This is a genomic window from Microtetraspora malaysiensis (assembly GCF_001528665.1).
GTDB lineage: Bacteria > Actinomycetota > Actinomycetes > Streptosporangiales > Streptosporangiaceae > Microtetraspora_A > Microtetraspora_A malaysiensis.
Genome location: NZ_BBYJ01000013.1, coordinates 92,492 through 112,637, shown reverse-complemented (window position 1 = coordinate 112,637; position 20,146 = coordinate 92,492). Strand labels below are relative to the sequence as shown.

The following is a 20,146-nucleotide window of genomic DNA, read 5'->3' as shown; positions in this document are numbered from 1 at the left end:
AGGCGGTGGGACCTGCGGTATTCGCCGAGCGCGCGGAAGCAAGGCCGGATGGGTCGCTCAGGCGGTCAGGGCGACGTTGATCACGACGGCGACGACGACGATCGCCAGCAGGATCCAGGGCCACTGCCGCTTCTGCTTGGGCGGGGTCCAGCGGGGTTCGGTCATGTCGATCTCCTTGTCAGGCGTGGCCGCTGAGGGCCTGGATGGGGCGCGTTCGCAGGGCGATCCGCGCGGGGACGAGCACTGACAGCACGCCGAGCGCCGAAGTGGCGCCTACGACTGCCAGGTAGGTCACGGGCTGGATGGCAGGCAGGGGCAGCCCGACCAGGCCATAGGCGATCATCGCGAGCGGCAGGAGCGGCGCGGCGGTGCCGATGATCACCGCGAGCGTGACGATCAGCACTGATTCGGCGCGCAACATCCGCATGACCTGGCCGCGGCTGCCCCCGGCCAGGCGGAGCAGCGCGAACTCCCTGGTCCGCTCGGTCACCGCCAGGATCAGGGCGTTGGCCACCGACATCGCCAGGTAGCCGAAGACCAGTAGGAGCGGGATCAGGCCGCCGAGCATCGCGGCGGCTTCGCCCTCCTCCTGGGCGGCCCGCATGGCCGCGCCGTCGCTGACCACCAGCCCTGGGTGCGCCCGGGCGAGGGCGCCGAGGTCGGCCGAGGGGTCGGCGCGCACGAGGACGGCGTCGTCGCGGCTCCTCGGCACAACCGCGCGCGGCAGCGTGAGGTCGCCGAAGCCCGAGCCGCGGCTGTAGATCGCCACCACTTCGGGCTGGTACGGCGTGCCGTCCCCGAGGTAGAGGTGGAGCATCGAACCGATCTTCGCCGACAGTGTGCCCGCGGCGGCCCGGCTGATCGCCACCGTCCCGGGACGCAGCCCGGCCAGCGAACCGGCCTCCACTCCGAGGTCGGCCGTTCCGGACAACCCCGCCGGATCGACGGCCTGGGCCTGGTAGTCGAGCACTTCCGGGCTGTCGAGCAGGCTGATCGCGGCGTAGACGCGGGTCCGCACGACCGGCGTTGCGGCACGCACGCCCGGCAGCTTCCGCACGTCGCCGCTCACACCGGGCGGCAGTCCCCACTCGCCGCCGGTGAGGGTGTGCGTGGCCAGCGTGCCGGCCTCCAGGTCGCGCTGGGCCGCGGACGCGGTCGTGGCCGGCAGGCCGAGCTGCAGGAGCGCGAAGCCGATCGCGAGGATCATCGGGGAGACCGTCCCGGCCAGCCGTCGCGAGTTGGCGAGGCTGTTGGCCGTGGCAAGGTGGCCCGCCGCGCCGTACGTACGGCGGAGTCGCCCGGCGAGCATCCTGGTGCCCAGCCGCATGATTGGCGGCCCGAGCACGCTGAGCGCGATGATCATGATGAGACCGCCGCTGGCGGCGATGGCCACCGCGAACACGCTGCTCCACCACGCCGGCGCCGACGACGCGCCGATTCCGATGATCAAGAGCAGTACGCCCGAGGTGATGCGGGCCGGCGACAACCGGGGCGGCTCCACGGACACTTCGGTCAGCGCCTGCGCGGGCAGAGGGCGCAAGACCCGGCGGCTGACCGCCCAGGCGGCGGCCTGCGAGATGAGCAGGCAGGCGCCGACCGCGGCCAGCGCCGGGATCGGCCCCACGGAAATCGCGAAGTCGTCGGGCGCCAGACCCACCAGGCGAAGCGCGTTGAGGAGCAGCGCGGCCAGCAGTCCGCCCGGCAGGCAGCCCAGCAGGCCCGCGAGCAGGGCGACGGCGGCGGTCTCCGCGGCGATCATGCGGGTGATGTGCCGCGAGCTCGCGCCGACCGCCCGCAGCAGCGCGATCTGACGGCGCCTGCGGTGGGCGGTGAGCGAGAGCGCGCCGGTCAGCACCAGCCCGGCGATCACGACCACGCCGCCGATCAGCGAGGCGGCCATCTCCTGCAGGTCGGAGCGTGCCTGTCGGACGTCGCCGAACTCGGCCCGGCTGCGCGCCTCACCTGTGGAGACGGTGACGGAGTCGCCGAGTGCCTCTTTGAGGCGTTCGGCCAGCTCCTCCGAGTCGGTGCCGGGCCGGGCCAGCACACCTATGGCGTCGAGCTCCTGCGGCTTGCCGTACAGGCGGGTGGCCTCCGCGTCCTGGAAGAGCGCCAGCGGGCGGCGCAGGTCGCCGCGGACGATCCCGGCCACGCGGTAGGCGGTGGGGGCCGCCGTACCGGCGACGACGGTGACGCGATCGCCTGGGCGCAGCCCGGCGGCGACATCCAGGACGACCTCGCCGGGGCCGGGGGCGTGTCCGGCTGCGAGGGTGAAGGGGGCCAGCGATGCGGTGGACCAGCCGTGGCCGGTGGCGGCCGGCGAGCCGCCGTCGTCGGTGATGAGGTCGACGGGGAAGCCGCGGTCGGGGATGGCGGCGCGCACGCCCGGCACCGCGGCCACCCGCTTGAGCAGGGAGCTCGGCAAGGTTGTGGGCTCGGTCAGTGGCTTGGTCTTGCTCTTCCCGCCGATTGTCACCCGCACCGAGTCAGGGCCGCTCACCACGACGTCGGCGGCGGCATACCGCTCGGCCGAGACCCCGGCGCCCAGGCCTGACTGCAGGATCAGCCCGCAGGCGCTCAGCAGCGCTGAGGCGGCGAACAGGGCGGCGAACGCACCGGCCAGGCCCGCCTTGTCCGCTTTCAGGAGCCTCCAGATCAGGTCGGTCATGACGCACCCAGCTGCGTCATGCGCTCGGCCACCTGCTCCGGCGTGGGCCGCAGCGCCTCGCCCGCCAGGTGCCCGTCGGCGAGGAAGACCACGCGGTGGGCGTAGGAGGCCGCGACCGGATCGTGGGTGACCATGACCAGGGTCTGGCCGGCCTCGTCCACCAATTCGCGCAGCAGCGTCAGCACCTCGCGGGCGGTCCGCGTGTCCAGGGCGCCGGTGGGCTCGTCGGCGAAAACCACCTCGGGATCGGTGATCAGCGCCCTGGCCAGCGCCACCCGCTGCTGCTGGCCGCCGGACAGCTCGGCCGGGCGGTGACCCAGCCGCGAGTCGAGCCCCACCCTGGCCGCGATGGCCATGAGCTTGGCCTCGTCCACCGGGCGTTCGGCCAGGCGCAGCGGCAGGGTGATGTTGTCGGCGACGTCAAGCGCCTGCAGCAGGTTGTAGGCCTGGAAGACGAAGCCGATCCGCTCCCTGCGCAGTGCGGCCAGCCCCGGCTCGTCCAGTGCCGTCACCTCCACGCCGCCCAAGAGCACCCGGCCGGAGCTCGGCGTGTCGAGCCCGGCCGCGCAGTGCAGCAGCGTGCTCTTGCCCGAGCCCGATGGGCCCATCATCGCGACGAACTCGCCGTCGGCGATCTCCAGCGTGACCCCGGTGAGCGCGGCCACCTTCCCGTACGTCTTGTGGAGCTCTTCCACCCGAACCGCCAACGCAGCCCCCATCAATCTCTCTCGGACCGCACAAACGTAGGAGTGAGAGATGAGGGCGCGACATCCCATCGGTGGGCGTCTTGGAGGTGGTGTGTGCACCACCATGCAGAATGTCGGCCATGAACGTCCTGACGGCCACGCGGAACGGGGCGCGCTTCCTGATGCTCGGGTCAGGCACCGCGCTGCTCGCGCTGCCATTGTTCTGGCTGGTCGTCTGCGTCACGCTGCTGAGCCTGGCCGGGATCGGCCTGCCCCTGATCTCGCCGGTGACACGTCTGGTCAGGCGGCTGTCCGGGTGGCAGCGCCGCCGCCTGGGGATGCCGGCTCCGCCGTACCTGCCGCTTGAGGGGCCGCTGCCGACGCGCGTGCGCGCGGCCGTGGGCGACCCCGCCACGCCGCGGGAGGTGCTCTGGCTCCTCGCGCACGGTCTTACCGGCATCGTGCTCGGCTTCTTGGCACTCGGCCTGCCCCTGGCCGGGCTCAACGCGGCCACCCTGCCGCTGTGGTGGCGGCTCACGCCGGGCAGCCCGCCGTCGGTGCTCGGCTACGCCGTCGACTCCTGGCCGCTGGCCTTGACCGGCCCGTTCGTCGCCGTGGGCTATCTGGGGGTGGCCTGCCTGGTCCTGCCGACCGCCGCCGGCCTGTCCGAACGACTCAGCCGAAGCCTGCTCAAACCCCTGGGCCGGGTACGGCTGGCGCAGCAGGTGGCGATGCTGACCGCGGCCAGGGCCTCGGCGCTTGAGGCCCACGCGCAGGAGCTCAGGCGCATCGAGCGCACTCTCCACGACGGCACGCAGAACCGTCTGGTCGCCGTGGTCATGCACCTCGGCATGCTCGAACGTGCCCTGGCCGCCGCCCCCGAGAGCACCCGGCAGATGGCCGGACGGGCCCAGGAGGCCGCCTCCGACGCGCTGGTCAACCTGCGCGATGCCATCCGGGCCATCCACCCGCCCGTCCTCACCGAACACGGGCTCGACGGCGCGCTCGCTGCGCTGGCCGCGCGCAGCCCCGTCCCCTGCACCGTCGAGACCGCCGATTTTCCCCGCCTGCCCGCGGCTGTCGAGGCCGCCGCCTACTTCACCGCCGCCGAAGCGCTCACCAATGTCGCCAAGCACAGCCATGCCGGCAAGGCGGTGGTGCGCGTGTACCTGGATGGCGGCCTGCTGACCATAGAGATCGAGGATGACGGCGTGGGCGGCGCCCAGGGCGGCACCGGCAGCGGCCTGACCGGAATCGACCACCGGGCCGCCGCCTTCGGCGGCCGGAGCACCCTGACCAGCCCGCCCGGCGGGCCGACCGTACTGAAAGTGGAGTTGCCATGCGGGTTGTGATCGCCGAAGACGACGCGCTGCTGCGCGAGGGGCTGGTGCTGCTGCTGGCCGCCGAGGGCATCGAGGTGCTCGACGCCGTCGACAACGCCGCCGACCTGCTCGCCGTCGTCTCGGCCAAGGCGCCCGACGCCCTCATCGTGGACGTACGGCTGCCGCCGGACTTCCGCGACGAGGGCCTGCGCGCGGCGATCGAGGCCAGGCGGATGCGGCCCGGGCTGCCCGTGCTGGTGCTGTCCTCCTATGTCGAGGACACCTACGCATCCGCCCTGCTCAGCGAGGGTGGCGTGGGAGTTGGCTACCTGCTGAAGGAGCGGGTCGGCAAGGTGCAGTCCTTCCTTGACGCATTGCACCGGGTGGCCGGGGGCGGGACCGCGATCGACCCCGAGGTGATCGCCCAGCTCTTGGTCCGCCGCCGGGCCGGTGATCCCCTCCACGCGTTGACCGCTCGGGAGCGGGAGGTGCTCGCGCTGATGGCCGAGGGATTGTCCAACACCGATCTCAGCGAGCGGCTGGTGATCAGTGAGGGGGCGGTCAACAAGCACATCAGGAACATCTTCGCCAAGCTCGGCCTACAGCCCTCCGACAGCGGCCACCGCAGGGTCCTGGCCGTGCTCGCCTACCTCAGGGCCTGACCCGCGAGGCCCTTACCCGGGCGGATGTCGGCCTGCGGGCCGCCTGCTTCCCGGTTATTTCCCGGCGCAGAGGGCGGTGTCGAGGGCGGAGTTGAGCTGCTTGTCGCCCTCTGCCGTGAGAGATTCGGCGGTCGCGGTGACGGTGGCTGACCGGCCGCCCTCGGTGATGCCGTTGCGGGTCGAGTACCCGCCGACGTCACCGCTGTGCCCCCAGGCGAGGCCGCCGCAGCTCAGCGGGATCTTCGTCAGCCCGAGCCCGTACCCCCACCCCCGCGGGGTCCCTGGCACCGAGACGGCCCGCTTCATCTGCTCCAGCATGGCCGGCTTGAGGAGCTTGCCGCCCAGCAGCGCGCTCAGGAACCGGTTGACGTCCCGCGGCGTGCTGACCAGCTGTCCGGCTGCCCACCCCCGCGACGGATCCATCTCCGACACGTCCACCGGCTCGCCACCCGGCCTGCCGGTCTTGGACTTATAGGCCCTGGGGTGGGGGCCCCGGATCCTCTGCTCGCCGGCACCGGGCCAGTAAGTGTCACCGAGCCCCAGCGGCGTGATGATCCGGTCGGTGATCTCCGCGCCGATCGGCCGGCCCGTGACTTTCTGCACCAGCAGGCCGAGCAGGACGTACCCGGTATTGCTGTAGCTCCAGCCCTTGCCGGGAGCGAACAGCGGCTTCTGCGTCAGAGCCAGATCGACCAGATCCCTGGGTTCGAAGTAGCGGTGCTGGTTCTCGAAGAACGTCCCCGCGATGGCCTTGCCGTGCTCCGGCAAGCCCGAGGTGTGGTGGAGCAGCTGGCGGACGGTGATCAGGCGGCCGTCGTTCCCATTGCCGCGTACCAGCCTCGGCAGGTACTTCTCGACCGGCACGTCCAGCTCGACCTTGCCCTCGCCGGCCAGCTGCAGCACGACGGCGGCGGTGAAGGTCTTGGTGGTGCTGGCGATGCGCACCTGCCCGTTGACGGGGACCTTCGCCCGCGTGGCCAGGTCGCCGGCACCCGCGGTGTAGTTCCGGCCGCGCCCGTCGCGTTCCCTCACCGCGGCCAGCGCACCAGGGAACTCGCCGCCGCCGACCAGCTCGTTCAGCGCCGTCTGTACGGCGTCGCCCGGCCGGTTTCGCGGAGCGACGTCGGCGGCCGCCGGGCTCAGGGTCCCCGGCGCGAGGGCCAGCACCGCCGCGGCGCCCACCCAGGCGCTGCGGAAGGTGACGGCAGGATGCTGAGACATCGGGAAACTCCCTTGATGACGTGGTTGCGATGTCATCCAGCATGTCGGCGCGACCAGCTCGTGATCGATCCCGCGCGTGGGTGTTTCCGCACTACAGCCAGCGCTACCGCCGCCCCGGGGAACTCCCGGGGTGCAAATCCGGTGGACGTCTATCCGTCATCCATTTCACGATGAGACCAAATGGCACCCCATACGAGAAGAATGAGACCTAGCGCGATTCCGGCGAGTACCGGCGGCCCCATATTCTTGGCGCCCGCCACGAAAGGGATGACGGCAGTTACCGCCCATGTCGCCGCTATCGCAAATGCGAATGGAGCGAACTTTACATGCACATCCTGCCACGCCTCATCACTTGCCATCGACTTTTGCGTACGCACGCCGAAGGCGCCATTTCTGCGAAGTCGCCGCAATCGCCCCAGCAGGCCCAGAGCCAACGCTCCGAGAGAGGCTCCACCGAACATGAACGCAACGACAAGTTGCTCCGTAGCCGGATCGATATCTGCCATCGTTTCCTCGATTCGCCGGAGGCGGACGTTGCCAAGCCCGTTCCCACCTCAACGCCGGCCCGGGACGGGCGCGCGTCATGAGTGGGCGACCTGGATGAGCCGGACCAGCTCGCTCATGGTGTCGAAGGGCAGGAGCCGGGGCAGGCCGTGGCTCATCAGGACGGCGCCATGGTGCAGCGCCCCGGTCTCCTCGTCGCGGTAGAGCCCGTCCGGATCGAGTGCTTTGAGCAGCACCGGGGAGGTGGTGCGGCGCAGGGCGGAGGGCTGCCAGACGAACACCACGGTCTCCGGGCCGCGCGTGTACTGCACCGCGCAGTCCCCGAGGCGATACATCCGGCCGCCGTGCACGATCGGGCGGATCCGCTTGTACTGCTCCGTGAGCATCGCCGCCCAGTTCAGGTCGTCCTCGCTCCAGGTGAGCAGGTCACCGCCGATGCCGAGCGCCCCCGCCATCGCGACGTGGAAGCGGTAGCGGACGGGAGACAGGCGGGCGCTGATCCGGTTCGGGCTGTCGGTGACCCAGGCCCCCATCGTGCAGGCGGGATAGATCTGCGTGTACCCGTGCTGGATGGCGACCCGCTGCAGTGCGTCGGTGTTGTCCGAGGTCCAGATCTGGTCCGTACGGGCCAGCATCCCGAGGTCCGCCCGGCCGCCGCCGCTCGCGCACCCCTCGATGAGCAGGTCCGGGTGGTCGGCGCGCAGCCGGTCCATGACGGCGTACACGTTGCGGATGTACGGAATCCAGACGTCGTCCCCGGCCTCGGTGAAGGGACGGTTCATGTCCCACTTCAGGAAGGAGATGTCGTTCCTGGTCAGCAGGTCGTCCAGCCAGCCGTGCGCCCACTCGGCGACGTCGGAGCGGGAGAAGTCGAGCAGGAGCTGTTCGCGCATCTCCGTCCGCGCGCGGTTCGGCTGGTGCAGCACCCACTCCGGATGCGCGCGGTGAAGGTCGCTGTCGGGGTTGACCGACTCGGGCTCCACCCAGATGCCGAACCTCATGCCGAGCCGCTTCACGTGATCGATCAGGGGCGTGAGACCGTTCGGGAAGCGGTCCGGGTTGGGCCACCAGTCGCCCAGCCCCGCGTGCTCGCCGGTCCGCCCGCCGAACCACGCGTCGTCCATCACGAACAGTTCGACGCCGACGCCCGCCGCCCGCTCCGCGAGCTCCATCTGCTGCGTCTCGGAGATGTCGAACTCTGTCGCCTCCCACGAGTTGTAGATCACCGGGCGGACGCGGCCGGGTGCGGGCAGGACATGGCGGCGGATGTGGTCGTGCCAGCGGCGGCTGGTGCCTCCGAAGCCGTCCGGCGCGTACATGCCGGTGAAGACCGGTGTCTCGAGCTCCTCGCCCGGCCCGAGCCGCCAGGTCAGCCCCTCGTGGCCGAACCCGCCGGTCCAGCCGGCGCGGCCGTCCTGGTCGCGGTCGAGGGTCATCCGCCAGCTCCCGCTCCAGGCGAGCGCGGCGCTCCACACCTCGCCGTGGTCCTCGGCCGCGTCGCCCGCGTCGATCATCAGCCACGGGTTCACCTGGTGACCGCTGTGCCCGCGTCTGCTGGTCAGCACGGTCTCCGCCTCGGGGACGGGCCCGCGCCTGAGCTGGAACTCCCGCCCCCAGTCGCCGACGACGTGGGTCATCCGGTAGTCCTCACGCGGCGGCGCCGTCCACGCCGCCGAGTCGCAGCGCAGGATGGTGATCGGCTCGGTTCCGGCGTTGCGCAGCCGGGTCCAGCGTTCGACCGCGTCGCTGCCGGGCCGTACCCGGTAGTGCAACGTGATCTCCAGCGGGTAGTGCCGGTCGGCCATCCGGATCGCGAGCTGCCCGCCGCCCGGCTCTCCGTGGATGTCGTGTCCGAGGTGGCGCCACTCCACTCCGCGTACGGCGTCGCCGTACCTGATCTGGAGCGACGCCGCGCCGAACCGCTCGCCGCCCTCTGCCGGAAGCTCCTCGCGGTCCGGCGGCAGGGTGCGCGCCTGCTCGATCGTGAGCGGCCGGCCCCAGTGGGCGTTGTACGGGGCGTCGTCGGGGCCGAGCCGTACGGCGTAGCTGCTCGACGGCGTGGACAGCAGCCACAGCCGCGCTTCCGCGTCGTAGATCATCGTGGTTCTCCTGTGGTGGGGCGGTCAGACGCCGGTCCGCAGCCACACCGCGGTGTCGGCGGGAAGCAGGTCGCCGTCGAGCGGTCCGCTGGCGAGCAGCACCTCGTTGTGCGCGGGCAACGTGATCGGTTCCGCGCCGAGGTTGGCGACGAGGACGAAGCCCGGCTCACGCCCGAACGCGAGCACGTCGGGGCCGAGGTCCAACCAGATCATGTCGCCGTCGCCGAGTGCGGGATGGCGGCGGCGTTCCGTCAGCGCGGCCCGGTAGAGGGCGAGGATCGAGCCCGGGTCGGCCCGCTGCCGTTCGACCGCCAGCTCCGCCCAGTCGCCCGGCTGCGGCAGCCAGGTCCGGACCGGCCGGTCGGCGAAGCCGTACGGCGCGGCGGCGCCGGACCAGGGGAGCGGCACGCGGCAGCCGTCCCTGCCCATGAAAGTCCGGGCCGTGCGCTCGAACATCGGATCCTGGCGCTCGTCGTCCGGGATGGCCAGATGCTCGGGCAGGCCCAGCTCGTCGCCCTGGTAGATGTAGGCGGCGCCCGGCAGCGCGAGCAGCAGCAGCGCCGCCGCGCGGGCCCGGCGGGTCCCCAGCTCGCGGTCCACGTCGATCCGGCCGAGCAGCACGTCCGGGGTGGGGTTGCGGACGAGGGCCTGGTCGACGCCGTACCGGGTCACCATGCGGGGCACGTCGTGGTTGCCGAGCACCCACGGGACCGAACCGCCGGTCTCGACGGCGAGCCGGTGGGAGTCCTCGATGACCGCGCGGAACTCCGCCGCGGACCACGGCGCCGGCATCAGCCGGAAGTTGAACAGCTGCGCCAGCCCGTCCCCGGCCAGGTACGGCGCCGCCCTGGTGGCGTCGTCGAACCAGATCTCGGCCACTGTGCCGCGCGGCCCGGGGAACGCGTCGGCGGGGTAGGAGTCCAAGATTTTCCGCCAGGACCGGTAGAGGTCGAGCAGCTCGGGCTGGTGCTCGTACGGCACCGGCGACCCGTCCGGGACGAGGTAGGCCATCTGGCGGTCGGGCGGCAGGTCGGGCAGGCCCTCCTGCTTGTACAGCATGGCGGCCACGTCGATGCGGAAGCCCGCGACGCCCCGGTCCAGCCAGAAACGCAGCACCTGCTCGAACATCGCCACCACGTCGGGGTTGCGCCAGTTCCAGTCAGGCTGTCCCGAGTCGAACAGGTGCAGATACCACTGGCCGTCGGCGACCCGGGTCCAGGCGCGGCCGCCGAAGTTCGACTGCCAGTTGTTGGGTTCGTCGCGGAAGATGAACCGGTCGCGTTCCGGGCTGCCCGGAGGTGCCGCCAGCGCCTGCCTGAACCAGAGATGCGCGGCGGAGCAGTGGTTGGGCACGATGTCCACGATCACCCGGATCCCGCGCTCCGCCGCCTCGGCCACGAGGAGGTCGAAGTCGGCCAGCGTGCCGTAGCGGGGGTCCACGTCGCAATAGTCGGCGACGTCGTAGCCGCCGTCGGCCATCGGCGAGGGATAGAACGGGCTGAGCCAGACGGCGTCCACGCCAAGGTCGGCCAGGTGGTCCAGCCGCGCCCGCACACCGCGCAGGTCTCCCTCGCCGTCGCCGTCCGCGTCGGCGAAGCTGCGCGGATACACCTGGTAGACGACGGCGTCACGCCACCATGGGCCGGCTGCGGGGCCGGCTGTGGGGTCGGGCATGAGGCCGGACGTCGGATCGGTCATCTCGGGCATCTTGGGCGTCGTTCCTTTCTTTCGCGTGCTCCAGCGATCTCCCGCGTGCGTTAGCGAACGCCGCGGATCTTCCAGACGAGTACGGCTCCGCACGCGGCGGACGCCGCCGCGACGCCGTACATCAGGGGGTAGCCGCCGGCGGAGGTGACCAGGGGCGCGGCGATCACCGGCCCGAGGACGCTGGCGGCGGAGTTGGCCAGGCTCACCACCCCGAGGTCCTTGGCCCGGTCGGTGGCGGCGGGCAGCAGCTGGGTGACCAAGGCCTGGTCCACCGACGCGAACATCCCGGTGCCGGCGCCGAGGAGCGCCGCGGCGGCGATGGCGGCCGGCCAGCTCGTCAGGACGGTGAGCACCAGCGCGGAGGCGCCCATGGTCAGGCCGCCCACGAAGACGACGGGCCTGCGGCGCCCGATCCGGTCCGACAGCCATCCCGCGATCAGGCCCGGCGCGACGCTGCTCAGCGTGAACACCGTCACCAGGACGAGCACGCCCTGCTCGGCCGTGGAGCCGGGGAAGAGCCGCTCGTACCGCACGGCGTCCCGCAGGAAGAAGAGCAGGTAGCCGATCCCCATCGAGAGCGTGAGGTTGATCAGGAACCTGCTCAGCCAGGCCCAGGCGAAGTCGGGGTGGCGGCGCGGGCTGATCCAGAATCCGGTGACGAAGGCGCGCGGGTCGAATCCGCGTCCGGGCGAGCGCGGGATCGGCGCCTCGCGGGTGAACAGGCCGAAAGGCAGCACTGCCAGCAGGACCAGCGCCGCCACCGCCACGTAGCCGGGGAACAGCCCGGTGACCGCCATCGTCACGACCAGCCCGCCGAGCAGCGGCCCGGTGAGCTGGCCGACGCCCGCGAGCGCGGACACCTTGCCCCGCTGCGGGATGGGCACCTGGTCGGGGACGGTCGCCACGGCCGTGGCCATCATCGCGGTGAAGGAGAGCTGGGCCAGGCACCAGCCCGCCACCAGGCCGCCCAGCGAGTTCTGCCCGCCGAGGAAGACCAGGGAGGCCGCGCAGAGCAGCGCGCCCGCCACGATCCAGGGGCGGCGGCGGCCGAACCGGCCGACGGTGCGGTCCGACAGCGCGCCGAAAACCGGGTTGGCGACGGCGGTGAACACGGCGCCCGCGGCGAAGACCACGGCGAGCGACGCCTCCTTGTGCAGGGGGTCGATGCGTTCCACGTGGGACGGCAGCAGGATCTGGCCTCCGGTGGTGGAGGCCATGACGATCCCCATCTGGACCATGGCGAGCAGGGACATCCAGCCGACGGAGACCTTCCGGGCGGGCTCCCCGGGGACGGTGGCGCCGCCCTCTGTGTCACCTCCGGCATCGCGTCCGGTGCCGGATCCGGGTGTGGTGCGCCGATCGGCCACGGACGCCCCTCCTGTCCTAAGGTGAGTGGGCGCCACGTTAGAACATGACGGGGTGTCATGTTAAGACCCTGGGGGGATCTACGTTGACCATTCACGGCGTCCGTCGCAGGCCGGTGCAGAAACGCAGCATCGAACGCGTCGAGCGGATCCTCGACGCCTGCGCCGGGCTCCTGGACGAGGTCGGCTTCGATTCCCTCACCACCTCGGAGGTCGCCCGCCGCGCCGGTGTGCCGAGCGGCACGGTCTACCAGTTCTTCGACGGCAAACCCGGCATGATGCGCGAGCTCGCCATGCGGAACCTGGAGTTGCTGATCGAGCGGCTCCGGCGCCGCGCCGCCGACGAGGCCATGCTCACCTGGCCCCGGGCGGCCGAGATCGTCATCGAGGAGACGATCGAGATGCGACGCACCGTCCCTGGCTTCACCGTGGTCGACTTCGCCGACACCCGCCCCGGCGGCCCGTCCTTCCTGCCCGACGGCGAGACGGAGGAGGGCGGCGACGTGCTGGCCGACCGGCTCTACGCCTTCGCCGTCGAGGAGGCCGGTCTGCCCCCGCTGCCCGACCCGCATCGCGTCATGCGGCTCGCGATCGAGGCCACGTCGGTGGCTCTCGCCCTGGCCTTCCGCGCCGCGCGCCAGGGAGACCCGGCGATGATCGACCAGGGGCGGCGGCTGCTGCGCGCCTACTTCGCCGACGTCTCCCGCTGACCCACGTGGTGACCACGATCTGATCGCCTTCGCGGGCGGGTGTCGCGAAGGGGGGCGTGACGTAGACCCGTGCTCACCCCTCGTTCAGCGCCGCTGCCCGATCATGGAGAGCCTGGATGAGCGTCGTGACCTGAGGGTGGTCGCGTCGGCGGCTGATCGTGGCGACGCCGATGTGCCGGGTCGGAGCCAGCGGCCCGATCGGGACGGTGCGCAGGCCCGGCACCTCGGGGACCAGTGCGATGGAGGGGATCAGGGAGATCCCCATGCCCGCGGCGACGAGTGAGCGGGCGAAAAAGTAGTCGGAGGTCGTGCCGCGAATCTCCGGGTCGAAGCCGGCGCGCTCGGCGTAGCGGCGCAGGTACGCCTCGGTCTTGAGGCAGCCGAGCACCCAGGGCTCGACCGCCAGCTCGGCGAGGTCGAGCGCGTCGCGTCCGGCGAGTGGATGCCCTTCCGGCAGGACGACGTGCAGTGGGTCTTCCATGAGCGGGGTCCACCGCAGGTTGTGGCTCTGTCCTTGCTGTCCGGGCAGCGGGCCGTCGAAATGGTAGGCGAGCGCGAGGTCCACGGCGCCCTGGCGGACCAGGGGCAGGCTGTGTTCGGGTTCGTTCTCCCTGACGTGGAGCACGGTGTCGGGATGGGCGGTCGTGAACCGGGCAAACGCGCCGGGAAGCAGCAGTCTGCCGCCGCTGGTGAAGGTGGCGATGGTGAGCTGGGCGCGTCCGGTGCTGAGCTGGTCGACCTGCTGTTTCGCGTGTTCGAGCTCGGCGGCGACCGATTCGGCGGCGCTGACCATGATCTGGCCGGGTCGGGTGAGGGTGACGCCGCGGGTGCTGCGGGTCACGACCTGGGCGCCGAGGCTGCGCTCCAGGGCGGCCACGTGCTGGGAGACGGCCGAGGGGGTGAGGCGCAGGGCGGTGGCCGCCTGGTTGAAGCTGCCGTGTTCCGCCACCGCCCGCAGGACGCGGAGCCGCTGCACATCGATCAACAGTTTTCCTTAAAACGTGTCCAGCAAGTCGGCACTTCTGCTGATGACCATAGATCTCCAGGATGGGGGCAGGCAAAAGATCTGCGTCATCGGCGGATCCCGCGCCAAGCGTCTGGGCTTCTCCTTTTCCCGCACCACCGACTGGCTGCCCGGCGCCGTCGCCGAAGCCCGCGCCGCATCCGCCGTCCCCACCATCTGAGGAACACCGTCACCATGCAGTACCGCAGCATCGGAAACACCACCGTCAGTGCCGTCGGCCTGGGCGCCATGCCGCTGTCCATCGAGCACCGCCCGGACGAACAGCGAGCCATCGCCACCGTCCACGCCGCCCTCGACGCCGGGGTCACGCTCATCGACACCGCCGACAGCTACCACTGGCACGCCGGCGAGGCCGGGCACAACGAGCTCCTCATCGCCCGCGCCCTGGCCCGCTACGGCGGCGACACCTCCGGCGTCCTCGTGGCCACCAAGGGTGGCCGCGGCCGTCCCGGCGACGGCAGCTGGACCGTCACCGGAACGCCGGACCATCTCAAGCGCGCCGCCGAGGCCTCCGCCAAGCGCCTGGGCGTCGAGGCCATCGGCCTGTACCAGCTGCACAAGCCGGACCCGGCCGTGCCCTGGGCCGACTCCGTCGGCGCACTGCGCGAGCTGCTCGACGCCGGTACGATCCGCGCCGCCGGGATCTCCAACGTGACCACCGTCCAGATCCGCGAGGCGCACGCGATCCTCGGAGATGGGCTCGCCTCCGTGCAGAACCAGTACTCGCCGGCAGTCCGCGACAGTGAGCCCGAGCTGCGGCTGAGCACCGAGCTGGGCCTGGCCTTCCTGGCCTGGAGCCCGCTCGGCGGCATCTCCCGCAGCTCCCTCGACGGCCCCTCCGGCTCGACCTCGGCGGGCACCGCCTTCCACCACATCGCCGCCGAGCGTGGCGTCAGCCCGCAACGGATCGCCCTGGCCTGGCTGCTGGCCCGATCCCCGGTGATGATCCCGGTGCCGGGAGCCAGCCGCCCGGCCTCCATTCAGGACTCGGCTCAGGCCGGGCAGGTCGCGCTGAGCACAGCGGAGCTGACGCGGCTTGAGGCGGCGCTGCCGAGCTGAATCGAGTCCCGGGGCGTCGTCGCTGAGCTCTTCGGGACCGCCGGGGGAGACTCACACTACCCGCCGGTGCCCCGAAATCCGCCATACGGGGGTGTTCGCGAGTGAGTGTGAGCTGGGGTGGGTCGAAGCCCTAGAAGAACGCTTCCCGGGATAGAGGTGATCGTTTCCCAGGAATCCCGCACGGAGTCGGCTTACCGGAGACCGCTTGGATCCCGGTATCGGGATCGGTCAGTCGTTGCGGGGCTTGCTGAATTCTTCGATCAGCACGGGATACTGCTCCCCACCGTGTCCGGCGGCGATCGAGCGGTCGACCATCGCCTTGATCAACTTTGGCAGTTCGGTGTTGACACCCACCGCCTCGCTCTCCTCGATCAGGTGTGTTATCGCCCGCGCGTCGGTCTCCAGGGCCGACACCTCGGCCGGGAAGGAGCCGCTGTCGATCTGCTCGGCGTACCCAGGCAGCCATTCGGCCACACCGGCGGCGATCTGCTGCGCGAACGGCGCATACGTTGCGGCGTCGACACCGGCTGTCCTGAGCAGGGCCGTGCCCTGGAGCCAGGCGTTCAGGACGCTCCACATCATGGCGAGGCCGGCCACGTCGTACAGGGACGCCAGTCCATGGTCCGCACCCAGGTAGGTGACGGTGCCGAGCGCGTCGAGCGTTGACTTGTGCGCCTCGAAGTACGGCTGCGGCCCGCTGTGCAGAATCACCGCCTCGGCGGTTCCGATCCCCGATGGGATGGCCATGATGGCGCCGTCCAGATAATGGGCGCCACGCTGCTCGGCCCATTGGGCGGCTTCCCGGGCCTGGGCCGAGTCGCCCGAGGTCAGGTTGATCAACATCATGCCGTCCAGCTCGCTCTCGCTCGCGCCGAGCAGCTCGTGCATGGCCGGGTAATCGGTGACGCAGATGATCGTCAGGGAACCTGCCTTGAGCGCGTCGCCAACCGTCGGCGCCAGCCGTGCGCCCTCGGCCACCAGCTGGTCGGCCTTGGAGGTCGTGCGATTCCACACGGTTGTGGGATGCCCGGCTTTCAGGAACGCGGCGGCGAGTGCCCGGCCCATCAGTCCGAGGCCGATGACTGTCACGGGTGTATCGGTTTTGCGGTTCATGGCAGCATCGTCAACGTTGATACCGGTGTGAAGGTCAAGTGAGGTTTGGATGCTGATCGGGGAATTGAGCCGTCGGACGGGCGTAAACGCCCATCAGCTGCGCTACTACGAGGCTCAGGGCCTGCTGGAGGCAGAACGCGGCGCGAACGGTTACCGCGAGTACGACGAGAAGGCTGTGCTGCGGGTGAAGCAGATCCGGCACCTGCTTGGTGCTGGTTTGTCCTCTGAGGACATCGCGTACCTGCTGCCCTGTGCGGTCGGAGAGGCCCCGGAGCTGCTTGGGTGTCCCGAGTTGGTGGCCGCGATGCGGTCACGGCTGCAGCGACTGGACGATCAGATAGACAGGCTCGCCCAATCCCGTGACGCCCTTGCCGACTACATTGATGCGGCCGAACGAATGTCCGGCGAGAGCTATCCCCCCTTTGACGATGCTGACCAGGAGCTCGTCCCTGCCTGAGCCATCTGTCGGGTCTTCGGCCAGTGGCCCAGGGACTCGGGGGCGAACCCGATTCGGAAACCCCTGAAACGACAAGATCCCGCCCGATCGCAATGAGCAGGCGGGATCCCGTCAACTTCAGTCCAGCCGTTTCACCCATCCCCGGCCCGGACGATTCAGGGGCTCAACAGAACCGGGCCCCGCCCGCCGGCACGACGTGGGCAAAACCGGCAAACGCGCCACCACGCTCACCGAACGCCGCGAACAGGCAGGGTGAATCACCAGCTCAAGGTACGGATCACTCGGCAGCAGACGATCGGTGGTCTCAGGTGGCTGGGGCGATCCGATACGCGCGGATCACGGTCTGCTCGACCGTGTTGCCGGTGGCGTCGGTAGATCTGGCGCGCAGCGAAACGAAGCCCTCCCCGTCGGGATGCCGCAGGATGGCGGCGGAGCGATGGACCTTCGCCGCGCTCCAGGTGGCGCCGTCGTCGTAGGAGACCTCGACCGACAGGTCACGGACCTCGCCGGCCGCGGACCCCGCCTGCCGCTGGACGGTGAGCGGGACGGTGAAGCTCCGCCCGGCAGGTGCGCTGTTGTCGGCGTCCAGCGGCGGGGAGAACCGGACGACCGAGACCGGCAGGCGGGTCGCCGCCTTGTCCGTACGGCCGGACCGGAACGTCCAGGCCACGGAGACGCGGGTGGACAGGGCGGCCGGTGCTCCCCGCTCGGCCTCCATGACGAGCCGGTAGACGGCCTCCTCCTCGGGGACGGTGAAGTCCGCGTAGGCGGAGGACTGCTCGTCGAGCAGCGTCCCGTCGCGGTAGAGGGCGGTGCGGGTCGCATCGACCTGGCAGTCGCAGAGGCGGCCCGCGCCGTCGCCGTAGGGTTGGCCGCTCACCGTGATCACATCGCCCTCACGGGTCACGCTTCCCGAGTCCTCGCGCCCGTCGCTTGGAAGGTACGGCCCGAACACGCCGCGGTTCCAGCTCTCGGCGTAGACACGGCCCGGCGTGTAGCGCGTGAACGCCCCCTCGAATCCGTTGTTCTCGCCCGTGGAGGCCATCTCCGTGAGATGGAACTTCCAGATCGCCTGACTGTCGGAGTTCACATAGATGGTCTGGACGGACGGCAGAGCCACGGGAGTGCCCCCGGGGAAGTGGTCGAGCCTGAGATCAGGCAGTTGGGCCTCGGCGTCCCAGAACCCTCGCGCGCCGTCCAGATGGCGGGCATGATCGGCGCGGATCGTGGCGAGATCCTGCTGAGTGACTCGCCGCTGGAAACCGGTGATCATCCCGTCCCGATGGAACCAGGCCAGCCGGTAGAAGGCGCCTGTCCGTTCGTCGCGCCACTGCCCGTCCACCCGGGTCACCGCGCCTTGTTGGGGCGGCCCGATCTGCGCGGTCAGGATCTGGTCGAGCCGTTCGGTGATCAGTTGTTGGCCGGCGGCCGTCCCCTCGATCAGCGGGCCGCCGTAACTCACGGCCGCCCAGTCCGGGACGGCGGACGAGACCGGTAGACCGACCGCGAGGGGGCGGCTCAGCCGGGCGTCGACCTCCAGGGTCTGGGCTTGCTCCACCCGCAGGCCGGGGTGGACCAGGTAGGCGGTCTGCGCACCGTCTTGTACGAAGCTCGAGATCTCCCAGACACCCTTCGGGACGCGGACCGTGGCCACACCACCGGCTCCGCTGGCGTTGATCATCCTCCATCGTCCGTTGGTGTCGTCGAGCCTGCGCAGGGAGGTGCTGTGGCCGCTCGCGAGGTTACCCGCACGGTCCAGATGCTTGATCGTCAGTTCGTACTTCTCGCTCTCCTTCTCCAGCCCCAGCGGAGTGCTGACCTCGATCCCGGTAGCACCGGTGTCCTTGGCGACGAGGTAGCCGCTCATCGGCTGTTCGACGGGCGCCGTACGCGCGTCGGCGGTGACGGTCACCTCGGCCTTCCCGCCCGCGGGTACCTCCACACCGTCCGGGGTCACCGAGAACACCCTGCCCGGGTCGCCTTCGACCGCGAGTTTGAGCGTTACCGGGGAGGCGCTCCGGTTGCGGTAGGTCACCGTACGGGTGAGTGCCTTGTCCCCGTGCGGCCAGAGCAGGAGACCGAAGCCGACCCCGGCCGGTTCCGCGGTCACCTGCTGGGTGACGGCCCGCGCCACGTCGACCCGGCCCGCGCCCTGGTCGAAGGCCCCGAAGTCGGAGTTGCGGCGGGCCGACCCCATCAGGGCCGCCTTCACCTGCTCCCCGGTCCAGTCGGGGTGCTGCCCGAACACGATCGCGGCCGCCCCGGCGACATGCGGGGTGGCCATGGAGGTGCCGGAGAAGGTGACGTGTGATCCGGTGCCTTCGGAGTCCTTGCTCCGGGCGGCGGTGATGTCGACACCCGGCGCGGTGATCTCGGGCTTGAGCCCGGAGTCGCCGACGCGTGGCCCCCGGCTGGAGAATTCCGCCAGCTCCTCGGAGCTGTTCACCGCGCCGACCGCGAGCGCGGCATCCGCGCTGGCCGGGGAGTTCACCGCCCGATCCGAGTATTCGTTGCCCGCGGCGACGACGAAGAGCGCGCCGTACCGCTCGCTCAGCGTCTGCACCGCGAGCTCCATCGGGTCGAGGCCGACGGTGTCAGTCCCGCCCAGGCTCAGGTTGATCACCTTGGCGCCCTGCTCGGCCGCCCACTCCATGCCCGCGATGAGCGAGGAGTGGGAGCAGAGGCCATCGCAGACCTTGCCGTCCAGCAGGATGGCGCCGGGTGCGACGCCCTTGTACCGGCTGTCCTTCCCGCCGCCGGCGATCGTGGCGGCCACATGAGTGCCGTGTCCGGACAGGTCGCGGCTGTCCGGGTTGTCGGTGAAGTTCGCCTGGGCGGCCACTTTGCCGGTCAGGTCGGGATGGGTGGCGTCGATGCCGGAGTCGAGTACCGCCACCTTCACGTCGGCTCCGGTGTGCCCGGCCTCCCAGGCGGCAGGCGCGCCGATCTGCGGGACGCTGACGTCGAGCGACGGTTTGAGCAGTGCGTCCAGCCACACCTTCCTGCCGCCGCCGCTCAGGGTCCGGCCGGCGGTGAGCCCCTTCCAGAACCCGGCCATGCCCTTCTTGCCGGCCCGCACCGCGAGGGCCTGCGCCGCAGGCAGGTCCCGTGTCACCTTCGCGCCGGCCGCGACGAACTCCGCACGCATTCCCTTCCGGTCGGCACCGGTCCCGGTCACGATCAGGGGCAGGTCTCCCCGGCGATCGTCGTAACCGGACTCGATCAGGGTGGCGACCTCGAACAGCCGGGGGTCCAGCTCCCCGGCCTGCAGCGGTCCGAAGGCGTCGGTGGGGATCACACGGAGCCGCCCGCCGGTGTCGTCGGTGACGAAGGAGACTCCGGTACGGCCCTCGCCCCGCTCGATCGCCACGCTCCTGCGCGCGGCGGGACCGGTCACGGTCACCCGATCCCCGGTGATCAACGTGACGGTGACGGGTGCCGTGGTGGCGGCGGACGCCGGCGTGGTGTGGGGTGGGACGGGAGGAGCGGCGGTCAGCAGCGCGCTCACTAACAACGCCATGGTTCGGAAGATCACATTTTCTCCGGACAT

Annotated in this window: 16 protein-coding genes; 6 read left to right on the top strand and 10 right to left on the bottom strand. The window is 70.9% G+C overall.

From position 1 onward, the window contains the following. Nucleotides 1-178 precede the first annotated feature (178 nt). Both AWQ71_RS17940 and AWQ71_RS17935 read right to left on the bottom strand, forming a co-directional pair. Nucleotides 179-2,668, bottom strand: coding sequence for an FtsX-like permease family protein (locus tag AWQ71_RS17940; protein ID WP_067134599.1), 2,490 nt, complete (start codon nt 2,666-2,668; stop codon nt 179-181). Further along, nucleotides 2,665-3,363: an ABC transporter ATP-binding protein gene (locus AWQ71_RS17935; protein WP_433213747.1), complete on the bottom strand. Its 699-nt coding sequence runs from the start codon at nt 3,361-3,363 to the stop codon at nt 2,665-2,667. Before AWQ71_RS17935 ends, AWQ71_RS17940 begins: the two co-directional genes overlap by 4 nt. A gap of 131 nt (nt 3,364-3,494) precedes the next feature. Between AWQ71_RS17935 and AWQ71_RS17930 the strand changes: the two genes are divergently transcribed. Both AWQ71_RS17930 and AWQ71_RS17925 read left to right on the top strand, forming a co-directional pair. Further along, nucleotides 3,495-4,706 carry a sensor histidine kinase gene (locus tag AWQ71_RS17930; protein WP_067134823.1) on the top strand — a complete coding sequence of 404 codons (1,212 nt, stop codon included), beginning with the start codon at nt 3,495-3,497 and terminating at the stop codon, nt 4,704-4,706. Next, a complete protein-coding gene (locus AWQ71_RS17925) occupies nt 4,694-5,338 on the top strand; it encodes a LuxR C-terminal-related transcriptional regulator (RefSeq protein ID WP_067134595.1) in 645 nt (214 codons plus the stop codon). Before AWQ71_RS17930 ends, AWQ71_RS17925 begins: the two co-directional genes overlap by 13 nt. Before the next feature lie 54 nt (nt 5,339-5,392). Here the strand turns inward: AWQ71_RS17925 and AWQ71_RS17920 are convergent, their stop codons facing one another. The 5 genes from AWQ71_RS17920 to AWQ71_RS17905 all read right to left on the bottom strand — a co-directional run bounded on the left by AWQ71_RS17920 (nt 5,393) and on the right by AWQ71_RS17905 (nt 12,236). After that, on the bottom strand, nt 5,393-6,559 hold the full coding sequence (locus tag AWQ71_RS17920) for a serine hydrolase domain-containing protein (RefSeq protein WP_067134593.1): 1,167 nt from the start codon (nt 6,557-6,559) through the stop codon (nt 5,393-5,395). 149 nt (nt 6,560-6,708) lie between these two features. Next, complete coding sequence (locus AWQ71_RS40295; RefSeq protein ID WP_084259004.1) at nt 6,709-7,065, bottom strand: SdpI family protein; 357 nt, start codon at nt 7,063-7,065, stop codon at nt 6,709-6,711. A gap of 75 nt (nt 7,066-7,140) precedes the next feature. Beyond that, nucleotides 7,141-9,162 carry an alpha-galactosidase gene (locus AWQ71_RS17915; RefSeq protein ID WP_067134591.1) on the bottom strand — a complete coding sequence of 674 codons (2,022 nt, stop codon included), beginning with the start codon at nt 9,160-9,162 and terminating at the stop codon, nt 7,141-7,143. Between the two features lie 24 nt (nt 9,163-9,186). Then, complete coding sequence (locus AWQ71_RS17910; RefSeq protein WP_218001836.1) at nt 9,187-10,860, bottom strand: glycoside hydrolase family 13 protein; 1,674 nt, start codon at nt 10,858-10,860, stop codon at nt 9,187-9,189. Between the two features lie 59 nt (nt 10,861-10,919). Then, a complete protein-coding gene (locus AWQ71_RS17905; RefSeq protein WP_245658348.1) occupies nt 10,920-12,236 on the bottom strand; it encodes an MFS transporter in 1,317 nt (438 codons plus the stop codon). 83 nt (nt 12,237-12,319) lie between these two features. Here AWQ71_RS17905 and AWQ71_RS17900 point away from each other — a divergent pair, with 83 nt between their 5' ends. After that, nucleotides 12,320-12,943: a TetR/AcrR family transcriptional regulator gene (locus AWQ71_RS17900; RefSeq protein ID WP_245658347.1), complete on the top strand. Its 624-nt coding sequence runs from the start codon at nt 12,320-12,322 to the stop codon at nt 12,941-12,943. A gap of 73 nt (nt 12,944-13,016) precedes the next feature. Here the strand turns inward: AWQ71_RS17900 and AWQ71_RS17895 are convergent, their stop codons facing one another. Continuing rightward, complete coding sequence (locus AWQ71_RS17895; RefSeq protein ID WP_245658353.1) at nt 13,017-13,919, bottom strand: LysR family transcriptional regulator; 903 nt, start codon at nt 13,917-13,919, stop codon at nt 13,017-13,019. Between the two features lie 25 nt (nt 13,920-13,944). Between AWQ71_RS17895 and AWQ71_RS43290 the strand changes: the two genes are divergently transcribed. Continuing rightward, a complete protein-coding gene (locus AWQ71_RS43290; protein WP_067134585.1) occupies nt 13,945-14,127 on the top strand; it encodes a hypothetical protein in 183 nt (60 codons plus the stop codon). Nucleotides 14,128-14,141: 14 nt separating this feature from the next. Further along, on the top strand, nt 14,142-15,026 hold the full coding sequence (locus tag AWQ71_RS17885; protein WP_067134584.1) for an aldo/keto reductase: 885 nt from the start codon (nt 14,142-14,144) through the stop codon (nt 15,024-15,026). Nucleotides 15,027-15,254: 228 nt separating this feature from the next. On the opposite strand, the gene AWQ71_RS17880 is transcribed toward AWQ71_RS17885, so the two are convergent. Further along, entirely contained in the window at nt 15,255-16,139 is an 885-nt protein-coding gene (locus tag AWQ71_RS17880) for an NAD(P)-dependent oxidoreductase (RefSeq protein ID WP_067134582.1), read from the bottom strand. A gap of 49 nt (nt 16,140-16,188) precedes the next feature. On the opposite strand from AWQ71_RS17880, the gene AWQ71_RS17875 reads away from it, so the two are divergent. Beyond that, nucleotides 16,189-16,596: a MerR family transcriptional regulator gene (locus AWQ71_RS17875; protein ID WP_067134580.1), complete on the top strand. Its 408-nt coding sequence runs from the start codon at nt 16,189-16,191 to the stop codon at nt 16,594-16,596. A 304-nt stretch (nt 16,597-16,900) separates the two neighbouring features. Here the strand turns inward: AWQ71_RS17875 and AWQ71_RS17870 are convergent, their stop codons facing one another. Next, complete coding sequence (locus AWQ71_RS17870) at nt 16,901-20,116, bottom strand: S8 family serine peptidase (protein WP_157570409.1); 3,216 nt, start codon at nt 20,114-20,116, stop codon at nt 16,901-16,903. Between the last annotated feature and the right edge of the window lie 30 nt (nt 20,117-20,146).